13 protein-coding genes are annotated in these 15,417 nt (G+C 55.7%); all 13 read left to right on the forward strand.

The genetic code is table 11. The annotated features are described in order from the left end of the window. The first annotated feature begins 197 nt into the window (after positions 1-197). The 13 genes from mutL (at position 198) to glnA (ending at position 15,215) form a co-directional block, all read left to right on the forward strand. Positions 198-2,264, forward strand: coding sequence for a DNA mismatch repair endonuclease MutL (mutL, locus tag K1558_RS10730; protein WP_238651567.1), 2,067 nt, complete (start codon positions 198-200; stop codon positions 2,262-2,264). A gap of 42 nt (positions 2,265-2,306) precedes the next feature. Then, positions 2,307-3,092 carry a class I SAM-dependent methyltransferase gene (locus K1558_RS10735; RefSeq protein ID WP_238651825.1) on the forward strand — a complete coding sequence of 262 codons (786 nt, stop codon included), beginning with the start codon at positions 2,307-2,309 and terminating at the stop codon, positions 3,090-3,092. Continuing rightward, on the forward strand, positions 3,076-4,056 hold the full coding sequence (miaA, locus tag K1558_RS10740) for a tRNA (adenosine(37)-N6)-dimethylallyltransferase MiaA (protein ID WP_238651568.1): 981 nt from the start codon (positions 3,076-3,078) through the stop codon (positions 4,054-4,056). The genes K1558_RS10735 and miaA overlap by 17 nt, the downstream gene beginning before the upstream one ends. Positions 4,057-4,075: 19 nt before the next feature. After that, on the forward strand, positions 4,076-4,315 hold the full coding sequence (gene hfq / locus K1558_RS10745) for an RNA chaperone Hfq (RefSeq protein ID WP_042236917.1): 240 nt from the start codon (positions 4,076-4,078) through the stop codon (positions 4,313-4,315). A gap of 139 nt (positions 4,316-4,454) precedes the next feature. Beyond that, a complete protein-coding gene (locus tag K1558_RS10750) occupies positions 4,455-7,124 on the forward strand; it encodes a PBP1A family penicillin-binding protein (protein WP_238651569.1) in 2,670 nt (889 codons plus the stop codon). Positions 7,125-7,346: 222 nt separating this feature from the next. Continuing rightward, complete coding sequence (locus tag K1558_RS10755) at positions 7,347-7,901, forward strand: ribonuclease FAU-1 family protein (RefSeq protein WP_238651570.1); 555 nt, start codon at positions 7,347-7,349, stop codon at positions 7,899-7,901. A 2-nt stretch (positions 7,902-7,903) separates the two neighbouring features. Continuing rightward, a complete protein-coding gene (locus K1558_RS10760) occupies positions 7,904-8,560 on the forward strand; it encodes a YdcF family protein (RefSeq protein ID WP_238651571.1) in 657 nt (218 codons plus the stop codon). Between the two features lie 90 nt (positions 8,561-8,650). Then, entirely contained in the window at positions 8,651-9,625 is a 975-nt protein-coding gene (locus tag K1558_RS10765) for an AAA family ATPase (protein ID WP_238651572.1), read from the forward strand. Between the two features lie 41 nt (positions 9,626-9,666). Next, complete coding sequence (gene hflX, locus K1558_RS10770; protein ID WP_238651573.1) at positions 9,667-10,956, forward strand: GTPase HflX; 1,290 nt, start codon at positions 9,667-9,669, stop codon at positions 10,954-10,956. A 156-nt stretch (positions 10,957-11,112) separates the two neighbouring features. Then, the gene (locus K1558_RS10775; RefSeq protein ID WP_238651574.1) at positions 11,113-12,366 is read left to right on the forward strand and encodes a methionine gamma-lyase family protein; all 1,254 of its coding nucleotides are present in this window, start codon (positions 11,113-11,115) and stop codon (positions 12,364-12,366) included. Between the two features lie 288 nt (positions 12,367-12,654). Further along, positions 12,655-13,188 (forward strand): P-loop nucleotide/nucleoside kinase family protein, encoded by a 534-nt coding sequence (locus K1558_RS10780; RefSeq protein ID WP_238651575.1) that lies wholly within the window; start codon positions 12,655-12,657, stop codon positions 13,186-13,188. Between the two features lie 258 nt (positions 13,189-13,446). Next, on the forward strand, positions 13,447-13,857 hold the full coding sequence (locus K1558_RS10785; protein WP_019910684.1) for a MerR family transcriptional regulator: 411 nt from the start codon (positions 13,447-13,449) through the stop codon (positions 13,855-13,857). 29 nt (positions 13,858-13,886) lie between these two features. Further along, positions 13,887-15,215 carry a type I glutamate--ammonia ligase gene (glnA, locus tag K1558_RS10790; RefSeq protein ID WP_238651576.1) on the forward strand — a complete coding sequence of 443 codons (1,329 nt, stop codon included), beginning with the start codon at positions 13,887-13,889 and terminating at the stop codon, positions 15,213-15,215. Positions 15,216-15,417 lie beyond the last annotated feature (202 nt).

Raw genomic sequence — 15,417 nt, forward strand, 5'->3', positions numbered from 1 at the left:
TGAATGTATGTGGAAAACAACATCCATTGTACTTGCGCAAAAGTAATCTTATTCATTCGTTAGGATGATTTTCTCGCTGAAACAGTACCGTCCTTTAATAGTACGGCAAAGTCGTTTCCACTTAGCCGGATAAGGCTTTTACAGTTCGTTAGTGTTCAGTATCATCTAATAAATTGATAAATGTGAGGTGAACGAATATGGCCAGAATTCACGTGCTGGACGAGCATATTGCCAACCAGATTGCGGCCGGGGAAGTGGTGGAACGACCGGCTTCCGTAGTGAAGGAGCTGGTGGAGAATGCGATTGATGCCGGAAGCACCCGTGTTGAAGTCTCTGTTGAAGAGGGCGGCCTGCAGAGTATCCGGGTGAAGGATAACGGCTCCGGCATTGAGCCGGAGGATTGCGAGACCGCCTTCTACCGCCACGCCACCAGCAAAATTATGAACGGCCGCGATCTGTTCCAGATCACCAGCCTCGGCTTCCGGGGAGAGGCGCTGCCCAGTATTGCGGCGGTCTCGAAGCTTACGCTGCTGACCGCAAGCGGCGATGACGGCAAGGGCCGGCGGCTTGTGATTGAAGGCGGTAAGCTGATTCAGAATGAGGATTCGCCCTCCGGCCGGGGCAGTGATGTTACCGTCTCGGAATTATTCTACAATACACCGGCAAGGCTGAAGTATATGAAAAGCATTCAGACCGAGCTGGGCCATATCTCGGATGCGATGTACCGGATGGCGCTGGCCCACCCGGACATCTCCTTCACCCTGCATCATAACGGCAACCAGCTGCTGCGGACACTCGGCAACGGAGACCTGCTGCAGGTCATTGCCGCCGTGTACGGCACCTCTGCGGCCAAGGCGATGCTGTCGGTTGCAGCGGAGGACCCGGATTACAAGCTGTCCGGCTATATCAGCCGCCCGGAATGGACCCGCTCGAACCGCAATGCGGTGACGACAATTGTCGGCGGACGGTATATCCGCAGTAACGGGCTGAATGCGGCGATCATGCGCGCGTACCACACCCTGCTGCCGATTAACCGCTATCCGCTGCTGGTCCTGGAGCTGGACATGCACCCGTCTCTGGTCGATGTCAACGTGCATCCGGCCAAGCTGGAGGTCCGCTTCAGCAAGGAAGCCGAGCTGTACGCCTTCGTGGAGCAGCAGCTGCGGGCGCTGCTGATGGGACAGACCCTGATCCCGCGTCCGACCAAAGAGATCATCGGCGGCAAGAACAGCAGCTCCTTCATCCAGGAGCAATTCGCGTTCTCTAAGGACACTGCGGCTGGCGGCGGGCAGCATAATGCAGGCACAGCCGGACCCGTGAATTCCCCGGGCCCGCGCAGCTCCGGTCCGGGAGTGCCCGGTCAGGCTGACGCCAGCCGCCTGACGCCTCTGGCCAGGGAGGAATGGAGCGGGACTCCGCATCCGGGCGGCTCAGGCTCTGCCGCTTCTGCTGCGCCTGGCAGCTATGGAGCAGGCGGGACGATGCCGCTGCCCGGCGGCAATCCGCCGGCGCAGCCGCAGGCCAGAGAGACAGCTGCAGCCTACAGCGGCGGGAACACTTCCCCGGCTCCATACCGGAGCGGGACACAGGGTCCGCTCTTCCGTCCGCAGGGGAGCTACCGGCCGCAGCCGGGGGCAGGGGAGCTATATGCTCCGGCGGAGCTGGCTGAACCGGGGCTGCCGCAATTCCCGGAGCTGAATTACATCGGGCAGCATCACGGAACGTATATTATCGCCCAGAATGACAGCGGCCTCTATCTGATCGACCAGCACGCTGCGCATGAGCGGGTGAATTATGAATTCTATTATGAGAAGTTCGGCAAGCCTGAGGATGCCTCCCAGGAGCTGCTGCTGCCGATTACGCTGGAGTTCACGCCTTCGGAGAGCAAGCAGCTCAGCGAACGGCTGCACTGGTTCGAGCAGGCCGGGGTGATTCTGGAGCATTTCGGCGGACAGACCTTCCTGGTCCGTTCGCTGCCGTACTGGTTCCCGGAAGGTGACGAGAAGGCAGTGGTCGAGGAGATGGCAGAGTGGGTCTTAAGCGAACGCTCGATTGATCTGGCCAAGCTGCGCGAGAAATCGTCCATCCTCTGCTCCTGCAAGGCTTCGATCAAGGCGAACCAGAAGCTGACGGAGCTGGAGGTCGAGTCGCTGCTCAGCAGGCTTGCTGCCTGCCGTCAGCCTTATACCTGCCCGCATGGACGCCCAATCATCGTGTCTTTCTCGGCCTATGATCTGGAGAAGCTGTTCAAGCGGGTCATGTAGAGATTGGCTGTAACCATTGACAAGAGCAAGATCGGAGGCAACATGATTATAACCACGGGCTTTGACCCGATACCTGAAGTGGCAGACCGGGCGCAGCGGCTTGCCGCACGCACTGGCTGCACTTATATTCCGCGGGCCAGATTCTCCATCACGAAGCTTGCGGAGCATTCCGGAGACGGGGAGATTCTGGTGGTGCTGCAGGAAGCGGTCCGGCTGATGACGCCGGGCATGTCTGCAATGGAGTTCCATCCCAGCATGGGCTTCGTCCGGGCGAAGCGGATCATCAGAGGAGAATCAGACCCGATGATAGAGGCGGCAGGGATGCTGCCAGGAGACAGCGTGCTGGACTGCACGGCAGGCCTTGGGGGCGACTCGCTGCTGTTTGCCGTTGCCGGTGGCGGGCAATCCCGGGTGACGGCGCTGGAGAGCTCCCTTCCGCTGTATGCACTGCTGCTGGAGGGGATGAGCACCTATGTATCCGGCCAGACGAAGGTGAACGAGGCGCTGCGCCGAATTGAGGTGCAGCATGGCGATCATCTGGATTATTTGCGGGCCCAGCCGGACAAGAGCACCGATATCGTCTATTTCGACCCGATGTTCCGGGTCCCGCTGACCGATTCGGCGGCGATCTCGCCGCTGCGGCAGTTCGCCAATCCCGCGCCCCTCTCGGAAGCCAGTGTGGCAGAAGCCTGCAGAGTGGCGCGCAAGACCGTGCTGCTGAAGGAGAAGGCGCTAAGCGGAGAATTCACCCGCCTGGGCTTCACAGAGCTGCTTAGAGCAAGCGCCAAAACATCGTACGGGGTGATTACCATTGACAACAGAGACTAGACGCAAGGTGCTGGTGCTGCTGGGGCCGACAGCGGTCGGGAAGACCCGGCTCAGCCTGGAGCTGGCTGAAGCTCTCGGGGCGGAGATCATCTCCGGGGACTCGATGCAGGTCTACCGGGGGATGGATATCGGTACGGCGAAGATTGCTGCTGCCGAGATGAACGGAATCCCGCACCACCTGATTGACATTCATGATCCGCGCGAAGCTTATTCCGTTGCCGAATTTCAGGAACAGGGGGCCCGGCTGATCGAAGAGATTAGTGAGAGGGGCAAGCTGCCTTTTATTGTGGGCGGAACGGGCCTCTATATTGAATCGCTGTGCTATGGCTTCCGCTTCTCTGAAGCGGTTGCCGATGAGGCGTTCCGCAAGGAGCAGGAGGCTTACGCCGAAGCCCATGGAGCAGAAGCCTTACATGCCCGTCTCGCGGCGGTGGACCCGGCCAGCGCGGAGCGGCTGCACCCCAATGACCGGAGAAGAATCATCCGCGCGCTGGAGATTCATCACCAGACGAACATACCGTTATCTGACTCGCTGGCCGTCCAGAAGAAGGAGTCGCCGTATGATTTATGCCTCATCGGTTTGACAATGGACCGGCAAATACTATATAAACGTATTGAAGACCGAATCGACCAGATGCTGGCGGAGGGGCTTGTCGCCGAGGTGCAGGGGCTGCTGGAGAAGGGCTACGGCAGGAGCCTGGTCTCGATGCAGGGCCTGGGCTACAAGGAGATTGCTGCTTATCTGGAAGGGGAGACTACGCTTGCCGAAGCTGTGGTGCTGCTGAAGCGCGATACCCGCCGTTTCGCCAAGCGGCAGTTGTCATGGTTTCGCCACATGAAGGAGATTCAGTGGGTTGACGTACTGGAGAGCCGAAACTTTTCTGAGAATTTTGAAAAAATACGTGATATAATAGCAGGAAAGTTTCTCTCAGGTCTTGAATATACTTCTGAACAATCTAATTGAACCATTGGGGGTACGTCATATGAACAAGTCCATTAACATTCAAGATACGTTCTTGAACCAGCTGCGCAAAGAGAATATCCCTGCTACAGTATATCTGACCAACGGCTTTCAAATCCGGGGCATCATCAAAGCGTTCGACAACTTCACCATTGTCATCGACAGCGACGGGCGCCAGCAGATGGTGTACAAGCACGCGATTTCCACCTTTACGCCGCAGCGCAGCGTATCGCTGATGCAGGACAACAATACCGAGATTTAAGATTTTACCGTCTTGAAGCGAAACCTTTTTGCTTATAAATCGTTTGAATAGAGAGTGCGAGAGAGCAACCTGAGAGGGTTGTTCTTTTCATTCGTGAACATCATTCATGTTTTTTCCGTTAAGGGAGTCAGGAGGCAGCATGTCGAAAGACCAACTAACCAGGAGCGGCGGGGGCAACAGAAACAGAGGCAGCCAGCCGCCCTCCAAACCAAAACCCAAGAAGAAGAAGAGATTCTTAACCAAAAAGCGTGTGCTGTGGAGCTTGTTTTTCTCTGTAGCCTTGGCTATTTTCTGTGCGCTGGGCGGCTATCTGTTCATTATGCTGAACGGCCAGAAGCTGCTGGAGGAGAACAGGGATAAGCTGACGGTGAATCCGCCGACGCAGATTTTTGACCGGAACCGGAACCTGATCGGCGAGCTGGCATTGGAGAAAAGCGATCCGGTGGAGTACGAGGATATTCCCCAGATGTTGATTAAAGCATTTGTGGCCACCGAGGACAAACGGTTCTTCGAGCATAGCGGTGTGGACCTCTGGTCTATCGGACGCGCGGCGGTCAAGGATATTGCGGCCCGCAGTATGGTAGAAGGCGGGAGTACGATCACGCAGCAGCTGGCGAAGAATATCTTCCTCACCCGTGACAAGACCTTCTTCCGCAAGGCGACCGAGGTATCGATTGCTGTAGCGCTGGAGAAATCGGAATCCAAAGAAGAGATTATCACGATGTACCTGAACCGGATTTCATTCGGCGGGACCACTTACGGGATCAAGGCGGCATCCATCCGTTATTTTGGCAAAAGCAATCTGAATGACCTTAAGCTGTGGGAAATGGCAACTCTGGCTGCAATGCCAAAGGGTCCATCCCGCTATAACCCGCTGCGCAACCCCGAGCTGTCCAAGGAACGCCGCGGGGTCGTGCTTCAGCTCATGTATGAGCAAAAGCTGATTACCAAGGAGCAGATGGACGAGGCGAAGGCGGTAGATTACAATTACAAGCCGCCGGAGAAGAAGCAGCGCTACCAGGCATTCATTGATTATGCGATTGATGAAGCCGAAGAGAGATTCGGACTGACCGAGGATGATCTGAATATCGGCGGATACAAAATCTACACAACGATGGATAAGCACGCCCAGGAGACCGTTGAGGATGCTTTTGCCGACAGCGATAATTTCGAGAAAAGCGTAGACGATGAGCTGGTGCAAGGCTCCATGACAATTATAAACCAGGAGAACGGCAGTATTGTGGCGCTGCTCGGCGGACGCAATTATGAGAAAAAAGGCTACAGCCGCATCGAGAGCAGCCGCCGTTCACCGGGCTCCGCCTTCAAGCCGCTGGTGTCCTATGCGCCGGCGCTGGAATCCGGCAAGTTCACGATGGATTCCACGCTGAGCAATGAGAAGCAGTGCTTCGGCAAATATTGTCCGAACAATCTGCACGGGTACTCCAGATCGATCAGCATGAGCGATGCGCTGACGAAGTCCGAGAATATACCTGCGGTCTGGCTGTTGAATGAGATCGGCGTGAATACCGGCTTCCAGTTCGCCAAGAAGCTGGGTATCAACCTGGCGGATGAAGATAAGAACCTGTCGCTCGCCCTTGGCGGGATGAGCAAGGGGACGAATACGATGGAGATGGCCCAGGCCTACAGCGCCTTCGCCAATGGCGGAGAGCTGCGGCAGGCATATTCCATCAAGTCGATTGACGACAAAGATGATAAGACCGTCTACAAAGCGAACACCAAGCCGGAACGTGTAATGAGCGAGCAGACCGCGTATCAGATGACAGAGATGATGCAGCAGGTCGTGCAGGACGGTACAGGTAAAAAAGCGAAAATCAACCGTCCGGTCGCCGGCAAGACCGGTACAACGCAGAGCGGCTACAAGGGCATCAGCTCCAACCGCGATGTCTGGTTCGTCGGCTATACGCCGGAATGGACAGCGGCGGTCTGGATGGGCTATGACAAGCCAAGCAAGACCCACCTGCTGAAGAACAGCAGTCCGCTGGCTGCGGCCTTCTGGGGCAAGGTGATGGAGAAGGCGCTGGAAGGCGTTCCTGCCAAGCAGTTCCCGGTGCCGAAGGGCGCTGATGTGGAGGTGGAGGCTACCCCGACCCCTGAAGCGGTCTCTGCGGTAGCGGGCTTCCAAGCTTCCTACGATCCGAACACCATGACGGTCAACATGAGCTGGACACCGGCTGCAGACAGTGGTGTAGAATACCGCATATACCGCCGGGAAACCTCCGAATCGGAGTTCAGCCAGATATTGAGTACGATGGCGTCCACCATTGGCGACATCAGTGCGATGCCGGGACTGTCCTATGAGTATTATGTGACCGCCTATTATCAGGAGCTGGGCCAGGAGAGCGAGCCTTCGGATACAGTTACTGTGTCCGTGCAGGATGAACTCCAGACACCGGAGCCGGAGCCAACCATTGACCCGAACCTGCCGACGGATGATCCGGGGAATGTTGACAATCCCGGTAACGGAGATAACGGGGAGAACCCTGTAGACAACGGTCCGGGCAATAATGGCCAAGGCAACGGTCCGGGCAATAACGGGCAAGGCAATGGCCCGGGCAACAATGGGCCCGGTAATCACGGGCCGGGCAACAATGGCAATGGCAATGGTAACGGCAACGGCGGAGGTGCACCGACAGCGCAGCCTGAGGTGACCCCGCCGCCACAATCCACTCCGCCGCCAGCGCCTGAAGCAACGGCCGATCCCGGAATAATTCCCGATCCGGGCGCCGTTACAGACCCGGCTGGTGTTCCCGGCAGCGGCTTCGTGGAAGGCGTGGGCACCCCTCAATAAGGTACAGCTTCTTCTGAAGTCTGCTGCTTGCAATATTAACCCCCGTCAGCCCGGAGGGCTCTGCGATAAGCGGAGCTCCCGGCTGGCGGGATTTTTATTGTTGAGGCTGGGCTGGACGTTCTTCGCCTGCGGCCCTGCGGAATATTCAGGTATAGTTCTTTTTGAGTGTCTCTGCGAAATGTGTTAAGCTGAAGGCACTATTATCAGAAGAGGGTTAATCATATGAAACGTAAATTCGGAGACCGGGCCAACTGGCGCCGGATTACGCGCCGCCACTTTGCCTGCCGCTATGTAGAGACCCGCGAATTCAGCGGGTATATCACACTCTACACGATCTACGGGCTCAAAGAGCCGCTGTGGAAGAGCTACGGCAGGCATACATACCGCATTGCGGACAAAGGATATTCATGGCTGCAGTATTTTCCCAAGGACAGCCACTATATTGTGACGGCCATGTTTGATGAACGGCAGAATATTGTACAGTGGTATATCGATACCTGTAAGGTGCAGGGCGTGACGGATCAGGGCGTTCCCTGGTTCGATGACCTGTATCTGGATGTCGTGGTCCTGTGGAACGGTGAAGTGTTTCTGCTGGATGAGGATGAACTGGAGGAAGCGCGGGAGCGGGAAGATATCACAGGCAGTGATTACAATCTGGCCTGGTCCACAGCAAGTGCTATTCTGCGAACGATAGACGCCCATGCCTTTCCCTATTTCGCCCTCTCGCTGAAGCATCGTGCCGAATTGTTTCATCACGGAGAATTCAGGAGGAAATAATCATGGAATGGTATGTGTATCGCCGGGGATCTTCCCCGATCCGCAAAGTCTCCCGCAAGCGGGGCGGCCGCCGGAAGAGAGTGCTGCTGACAGTCCTGGCTGTATTGATTGCGGCCGGACTGATCTGGTGTGCAGTCGTCTTTAACCGGATTAACAGTGCTGAGACCACTGCGCCGATGGTACAGGCGGACGCTGGTGTCATTCTCGGGATGTCGATGTGGGGGGATGAACCGAGCCCCGGGCTGAAGGAACGGCTGGATTACGGGCTGAAGCTGTATCAATCAGGTGCGTTCAGTCGTTTTGTGGTGTCGGGAGGCCTGGATCAGCCGGATTATAAATATACGGAAGCTGAAGGCATGAAGCGGTATCTGGTGGAGAAGGGTGTGCCGGAGAATGTGATTGCGCTGGAGGACAAATCTACCAGCACCTATGAGAATCTGTTGTTCAGCAAGACGGTGATGCAGCAGAAGGGCTGGTCCACCGCAGTGATTATTACGCATGACTTTCATGGCCGCCGTGCTCTGGAGATTGCGCGCGAGCTCGGGTACACCCGTCCTCAGCTCGGCGTTACCGAGTCCAAAGTCATGTCGATGCTGAAGTACAAGAGCCGCGAGATTCTGGCCTACACCAAATGGAAATTCCAGCAGCTGAGCTTATAAATCTGCTAATTTCCGAAACTGCTAATAACCCATTATGTACTGGAATAGACTGGTTAGAGCAAGTCAGACCTGTATAATGAGGTGAACTAGGTGAACGGACATGTAGCGGCGGCAAGCAGCGGACGGGAGGAACGCAGACCGTCCAGGCAGATTAATATTGTACTGAACCATCAAGCGCCGGCGCCGGTGTCGGGCTTGCCGGCAGAGAATCCCGGCAGTGCGGCTCCCCCCAGAACCGGCACCCACAGCGGGCTGTTCCAGGAGCTGAGCCGGGAGCTGGATGCACTCGTAGGTCTGGATAACATCAAAGAGCTGGTATTTGAGATCTATGCCCTGCTGCAGGTGGCCCAGATGCGCAGTGAAGCGGGACTTGCCACCGGAGGCCAGGCCTACCATATGGTGTTCAAGGGCAACCCGGGCACAGGCAAAACCACCGTTGCACGCATTGTGGCGAAGCTGTTCCAGCGTATGGGTGTCCTCAGCAAAGGACATCTTATTGAAGTCGAGCGGGCTGACCTGGTAGGCGAATACATCGGACATACCGCGCAGAAGACAAGGGATCTCGTCAAAAAGGCGCTCGGCGGAATTCTCTTCATCGACGAAGCTTACAGCCTGGCCCGCGGCGGTGACAAGGACTTCGGCAAGGAGGCCATTGATACGCTGGTGAAGTCCATGGAGGACCACCGCAGCCAATTTGTTCTGATTCTTGCCGGATATTCCGGCGAGATTGATTATTTTCTGATGAGCAATCCCGGTCTGCCTTCGCGGTTTCCGATTCAGGTAGAATTCCCCGATTATACGATCGACCAGTTGCTGCAGATTGCCGAGCTGATGGCCAAGGACCGTGATTATATTCTCATGCCTCAGGCCATACTCAGACTCAAGCAGCAATTGCTTACCGAAAAAACAGAGAGTCTTCACGCCTTCAGCAACGCCAGGTATGTGCGCAACAGTATTGAGAAGGCTGTGCGTGCCCAGGCTGTGCGGCTGCTGAACCAGTATGAGAGTTCAAGTCCGGGCAAGCAGGAGCTGATGACGCTGCGGACTGAGGATTTCAAGGGCTAGCGGGCATGACATGAAGAACAGAGACAAGGAGCATAACGAGAATGGCAAGTAGGACACATGACACAGAGACGGAAGTACAGGACCGGGCCATACTCGTCAGTCTGGTTACGGACAAAATCAAGCGCACAGGCATCGATTCCGAGCTGTCGCTTCAGGAACTGGTACAGCTTGCAGAGACCGCCGGGGTTGAGGTGCTGGATGTGCTGCGGCAGAATAAGGAAACTCCGGACTCCAAATGGTTCATCGGCAAAGGCAAGGTCGAGGAGCTGAGAATGGCTGCTGACGGCCTCGGCGCGAATACCGCAATCTTCGACCAGGAGCTGTCTGGGGCACAAGTGCGGAATCTGGAAGAGGCGCTGGATCTGAAGATTATTGACCGTACCCAGCTGATCCTGGATATTTTCGCCGGACGGGCGAAGACCCGCGAGGGGATCATCCAGGTGGAGCTTGCCCAGCTGTCCTATCTGCTTCCGCGTCTGTCAGGGCATGGCAAGAACCTGTCCCGGCTGGGCGGCGGAATCGGCACCAGAGGACCGGGGGAGAGTAAGCTGGAGACGGACCGCCGGCATATCCGTGACCGGATCTCCGAGCTGAAGCGCCAGCTGGATGAGGTTGTCAAGACCCGGGAGCTGCACCGCGAACGGCGCCGCAAGAGCGGCGCTGTCCAGGTTGCGCTGGTCGGCTATACCAATGCGGGCAAGTCGACGCTGCTGAAGCAGCTTACCGATGCCGATGTGTACATTGAGAACCAGTTATTCGCCACCCTCGACCCGACTTCGCGGGTGCTCCGGCTTCCGGGGGGCAAAGAAGTGGTCCTCACCGATACGGTCGGATTCATCCAGAATCTGCCCCATGATCTGGTCGCTTCCTTCCGCGCTACACTTGAAGAAGTGAATGAAGCCAATCTGGTGCTGCATGTGGTGGATGCCTCTTCCCCGATGCGGGAGGAGCAGATGGAGGTCGTCCAATCAATCCTCCAGGATCTGGGCGCGGCCGGTAAGCCGCAGATTGTATTGTTCAACAAGAAGGATCTGTGCCAGCCGGAGCAGCTGGAGATGCTGCCGGCCGGGGAAGGCTTCATGAAGATCAGTGCGCTGAATGAAGATGACCTGTCAAGGCTCACCAGAACGATTGAAGACGGGCTGGCCGGAGATACGCTGGTCTTCCGCATTCCGGCAGACCGCGGGGATCTGACTTCGCTGCTCTACCGTGTCGGTGATGTCTTGGAACAGAATTATGAGGAGAACGCTGTCCTCTATACCGTCCGCGTGAATAAAGAGGATTATGCCAAATGGAGCTACAAGCTGGCTGAATTCACGGAACAGAAGTAGGATTGCCTGTTGCCGCTTGGGCAGCCGGATGGAAGGCCTGTGTTCTGCGCCCCCGCACCGCATCTGCGCTGCGGGGTTTGTTGCGGCAGCGGGGCGTTATGCCCGGGCTGGAATTCAGGCTCAGAATATATAGAAGAGTAGGGGAGATTAAGGGGAATGGCAGTATTTGCAGAGGATTTATTACAGGCGGCGGAAGCTGCAGAGCTTGAGATTGAAGGGGCTGTCAAAGCTTTGGATCGGATAGTCGATCATAACCAGTGGAAGGTGATCGAGGCGTTCCAGCGTCAGCATGTCAGCGATTTTCATTTTGCAGGTTCAACAGGCTATGCCTATAACGATAGAGGGCGCGAGGTGCTGGACCTGGTCTATGCCGAGGTATTCGGGGCTGAAGCGGCCTTGGTGCGCCCGCATTTCGCTTCAGGCACGCATACGATATCCACAGCGCTCTTCGGGGTGCTAAGACCCGGAGATGAGCTGCTGTACATTACAGGGCGTCCCTATGATACGCTGCACAAGGTTATCGGCAAGCCCGGGGACGGGACAGGCTCGCTGGCCGATTACGGTATCGGCTACCGTGAGACTGCGTTGACCAGTGACGGGAAGATTGACTGGGATGAGGTTGCCCTAGCGATAGATGATAAGACCAAGGTCATCGGAATCCAGCGTTCACGCGGCTATGACTGGCGTTCGTCCTTCACCGTGGACGAGATTGGGGAGATGACAGCACGGGTAAAAGCTATTAAGCCCGACGTCATCGTATTCGTGGATAATTGCTATGGTGAATTCACCGAGACGCTGGAGCCGCCCCAGGTGGGCGCGGACCTGATCGCCGGTTCGCTGATTAAGAATCCGGGCGGCGGGATTGCCGAGACCGGAGGCTATATCTGCGGCCGGGCGGATCTCGTGGAGCTGGCGGCTTACCGTCTGACGGCGCCGGGAATCGGCGGTGAGGTAGGGGCGATGCTGGGCACGACACGCGGCCTGTACCAGGGGCTGTTCATGGCCCCGCATACGGTCGGACAAGCCGTGAAGGGCAGTATCTTCGCCTCAGCCGTATTCCAGCGCTGCGGCTTCACCACCAAGCCTGCCTGGAATGAACCGCGCACGGATCTGATCCAGGCGGTGGCTTTTGACAGCCCGGAGCATCTGATCGCCTTCGTGCAGGGCATCCAGCGTGCCGCCGCTGTGGACAGCCATGTCGTGCCTGAGCCGTGGGACATGCCCGGCTATGAGCATCCGGTGATCATGGCTGCCGGGACGTTCATCCAGGGCGGAAGCCTGGAGCTGTCGGCAGATGCGCCCATCCGCGCACCTTACATCGGATACATGCAGGGAGGATTAACGTATTCCCATGTCAAATACGGGGTGCTGATGGCATTGCAGAGCATGAGGGAACGCAAGCTGCTGTAGTCCCGTTTCAGAATTTCTGTGGATCTGCGACTTTCATGGCTGCCACTTCACCACAGCGCTTGCAGAAGGTCAAGGTAAGAGCCGAGCCGAAAGAGAAGAATTTGTTGATTGGCCTCACTGTGGCGTAGCCTTCTAACTTCCCTTTTGCAAAATGACTGTGTCCGCATGTCTTGCATACCAGATTATTATTATCCATAAGGCTCACTCCGATCGTTATTGTTATAAGACCCTATACGAAAATCCTAGGGGTTACGTTTCGGGATTCAGAGCTTACAGGAGGAGAGTTCGATGCTCGCAGCAGAAGCTGTTGAAAAATTGATACAGATATCGCGTACAGATCAAACTCCCGTTGCCGTCATGATGTGCGGGGTAGCAGGCTCGGGCAAAACGACCTTTGCGCAGAAGCTGGAGCAGCAGGGATTCGTCCGGCTGTCCATCGATGAGGATATCTGGAGTACCCATGGCCGGTATGGCATTGATTACCCCGAAGAGGCTTATGAATCCTACAAAGAGCAGTCGGAGCGAAAGCTGCGGAAAGAGCTTGGGGAGCTGCTTGCCGGGAAGCACCATGTCGTAGTTGACTTCAGCTTCTGGCAACGGCAGAGACGCGATGAATACAAACAGCTCATAGAGCAGCATGGCGGGCAGTGGGTACTGGTTCACCTGAAGGTAGAGCCGGAAGAGCTGCGCCGCAGGCTCCGGATCCGCAGCGAACGGTATGACGCCAATGCGGCATTCACGATTACGGAGGATATTCTGACCCGTTTCCTGAACGGGTTCGAGACGCCGGCGGGAGAAGGGGAATGGATCATTACAGCATAGATGACATGAAGCGGAATATCAGAGCTGTGATGTGGAATACCGGTTTGCCGCAGTCTTTGCAGCGGCTTGTGATTTTGCGTGAGGAATGGTCTGTGTGATATACTGCGGGAAGCTAAAGCCCATGAATCTGACGCTTTATTCTCTTAATCTCAAGTGTCACAAATAAATCTTGTAAGAAAAACTTACACACCATTGACACGCCATATAAGGAAATGTACAATGAGATGAGAAAAAGATCATTGGAAGGTTGGATGAGTCATGGGTGATGAAATCCGCAGAAATATGGCATTATTCCCTATAGGAATCGTAATGAAGTTAACTGATCTATCGGCCAGACAAATTCGTTATTATGAGCAGCACAGCCTGATCGTACCTGCACGCACATCCGGTAACCAGCGTTTGTTCTCCTTTAATGATGTCGAACGGTTGCTTGAGATTAAGGCGCTGATTGAGAAGGGCGTCAATATTGCCGGCATCAAGCAGGTGATGAATCCTGTCTCGAAGGAATCGGAAGAAGCTACGGTCATTACCCCTGACACAGAGGTGCGCCGTAGGGAGTTGTCTGATTCACAGCTTCACCGTCTGCTGAAGCAGGAGCTGGTTTCCGGTAAAAGACCGGGACAAGTGTCTCTAATCCAAGGTGAGCTGTCCCGGTTTTTTAATAAATAATATAGAGCTTTTGAAAGGGAGAGGGTAAAGTGAGCTATTCGAAAGAGGATATTCTGCGTATTGCCAAGGATGAGAACGTTCGGTTTATTCGCCTGCAATTTACCGATTTGCTGGGAACCATCAAGAACGTTGAGATTCCTGTAAGCCAGCTGGAGAAAGCCCTCGACAACAAGATGATGTTCGACGGATCTTCCATTGAAGGCTATGTCCGTATTGAAGAATCCGATATGTACCTGTACCCGGATCTCAGCACCTGGGTAATCTTCCCGTGGGTGACAGACAGCCGTGTAGCGCGCCTGATCTGTGATGTGTATATGCCTGACGGTACGCCGTTTGCCGGAGACCCGCGCGGTATCCTGAAGCGCTGCCTGCAGGAAGCGGAAGAGATGGGCTTCACGGCCATGAACGTTGGACCGGAGCCGGAATTCTTCCTGTTCAGAACCGACGAGAAGGGCAACCCGACAACCGAACTGAATGACCAGGGCGGATACTTCGACTTGGCCCCTATGGACCTTGGTGAGAACTGCCGCCGTGAGATCGTGCTGACACTGGAGGAGATGGGCTTTGAGATTGAAGCCTCCCACCATGAAGTGGCTTCCGGCCAGCATGAGATCGACTTCAAATATGCCGATGCCATTAAGGCAGCGGACCAGATTCAGACCTTCAAGCTTGTCGTGAAGACGGTTGCCCGTCACCACGGCCTGCATGCTACCTTCATGCCTAAGCCTCTATTTGGTATGAACGGCTCCGGGATGCACGCTCACCAATCCCTGTTCAAGGGCAGTGAGAACATGTTCTATGATGAGAGCGACAGCCTGGGCCTCAGCAAGACCGCCCGTCATTACATGGCCGGCATTCTGAAGCACGCTCGTGCTTTTGCTGCAATCACGAACCCGACTGTTAACTCCTACAAACGCCTGGTGCCTGGTTATGAAGCCCCTTGTTATGTAGCCTGGTCGGCAAGTAACCGCAGCCCGATGATCCGTATCCCGGCTTCCAGAGGGCTCAGCACCCGCGTTGAGGTCCGTAATCCGGACCCGGCGGCTAACCCTTACCTGGCACTGGCTGTAATGTTGAAGGCAGGTCTGGACGGCATCAAGCGCCAGCTGGAGCTTCCGGCTCCAATCGACCGCAACATCTATGTGATGTCTGAGGAAGAGCGCATTGAGGAAGGCATCCCAAGCCTGCCGGCCGATCTTAAGGAAGCCCTGAACGAAATGATCCGCAGCCACGTGATCACCGAAGCCCTCGGCGAACACGCCCTAGCCCACTTCTACGAGCTGAAAGAGATCGAATGGGACATCTACCGCACCCAGGTGCACGAGTGGGAGAGAGATCAGTACATGACGCTTTACTAGAATACCGCAGCCCTTGGCGCTCTAAGCGCTGGGGGCTTTTTTGTATTTGGTTAGAATATATGACTTACGTCTACTGGTGAATGATGCTCTTACGAATGAAGGGCTAAAATGTATGCGGAAAACCGAATACATTTGGCAGCCGCGAAGGGTTACATTAAATTGTGGTGAAGACATACCAGAAAAACAGGCTCCCTAAAGCTAG

Origin of the sequence: Paenibacillus piscarius (genome assembly GCF_022234545.1) — a bacterium.
Lineage (GTDB): Bacteria > Bacillota > Bacilli > Paenibacillales > Paenibacillaceae > Paenibacillus_AQ > Paenibacillus_AQ piscarius.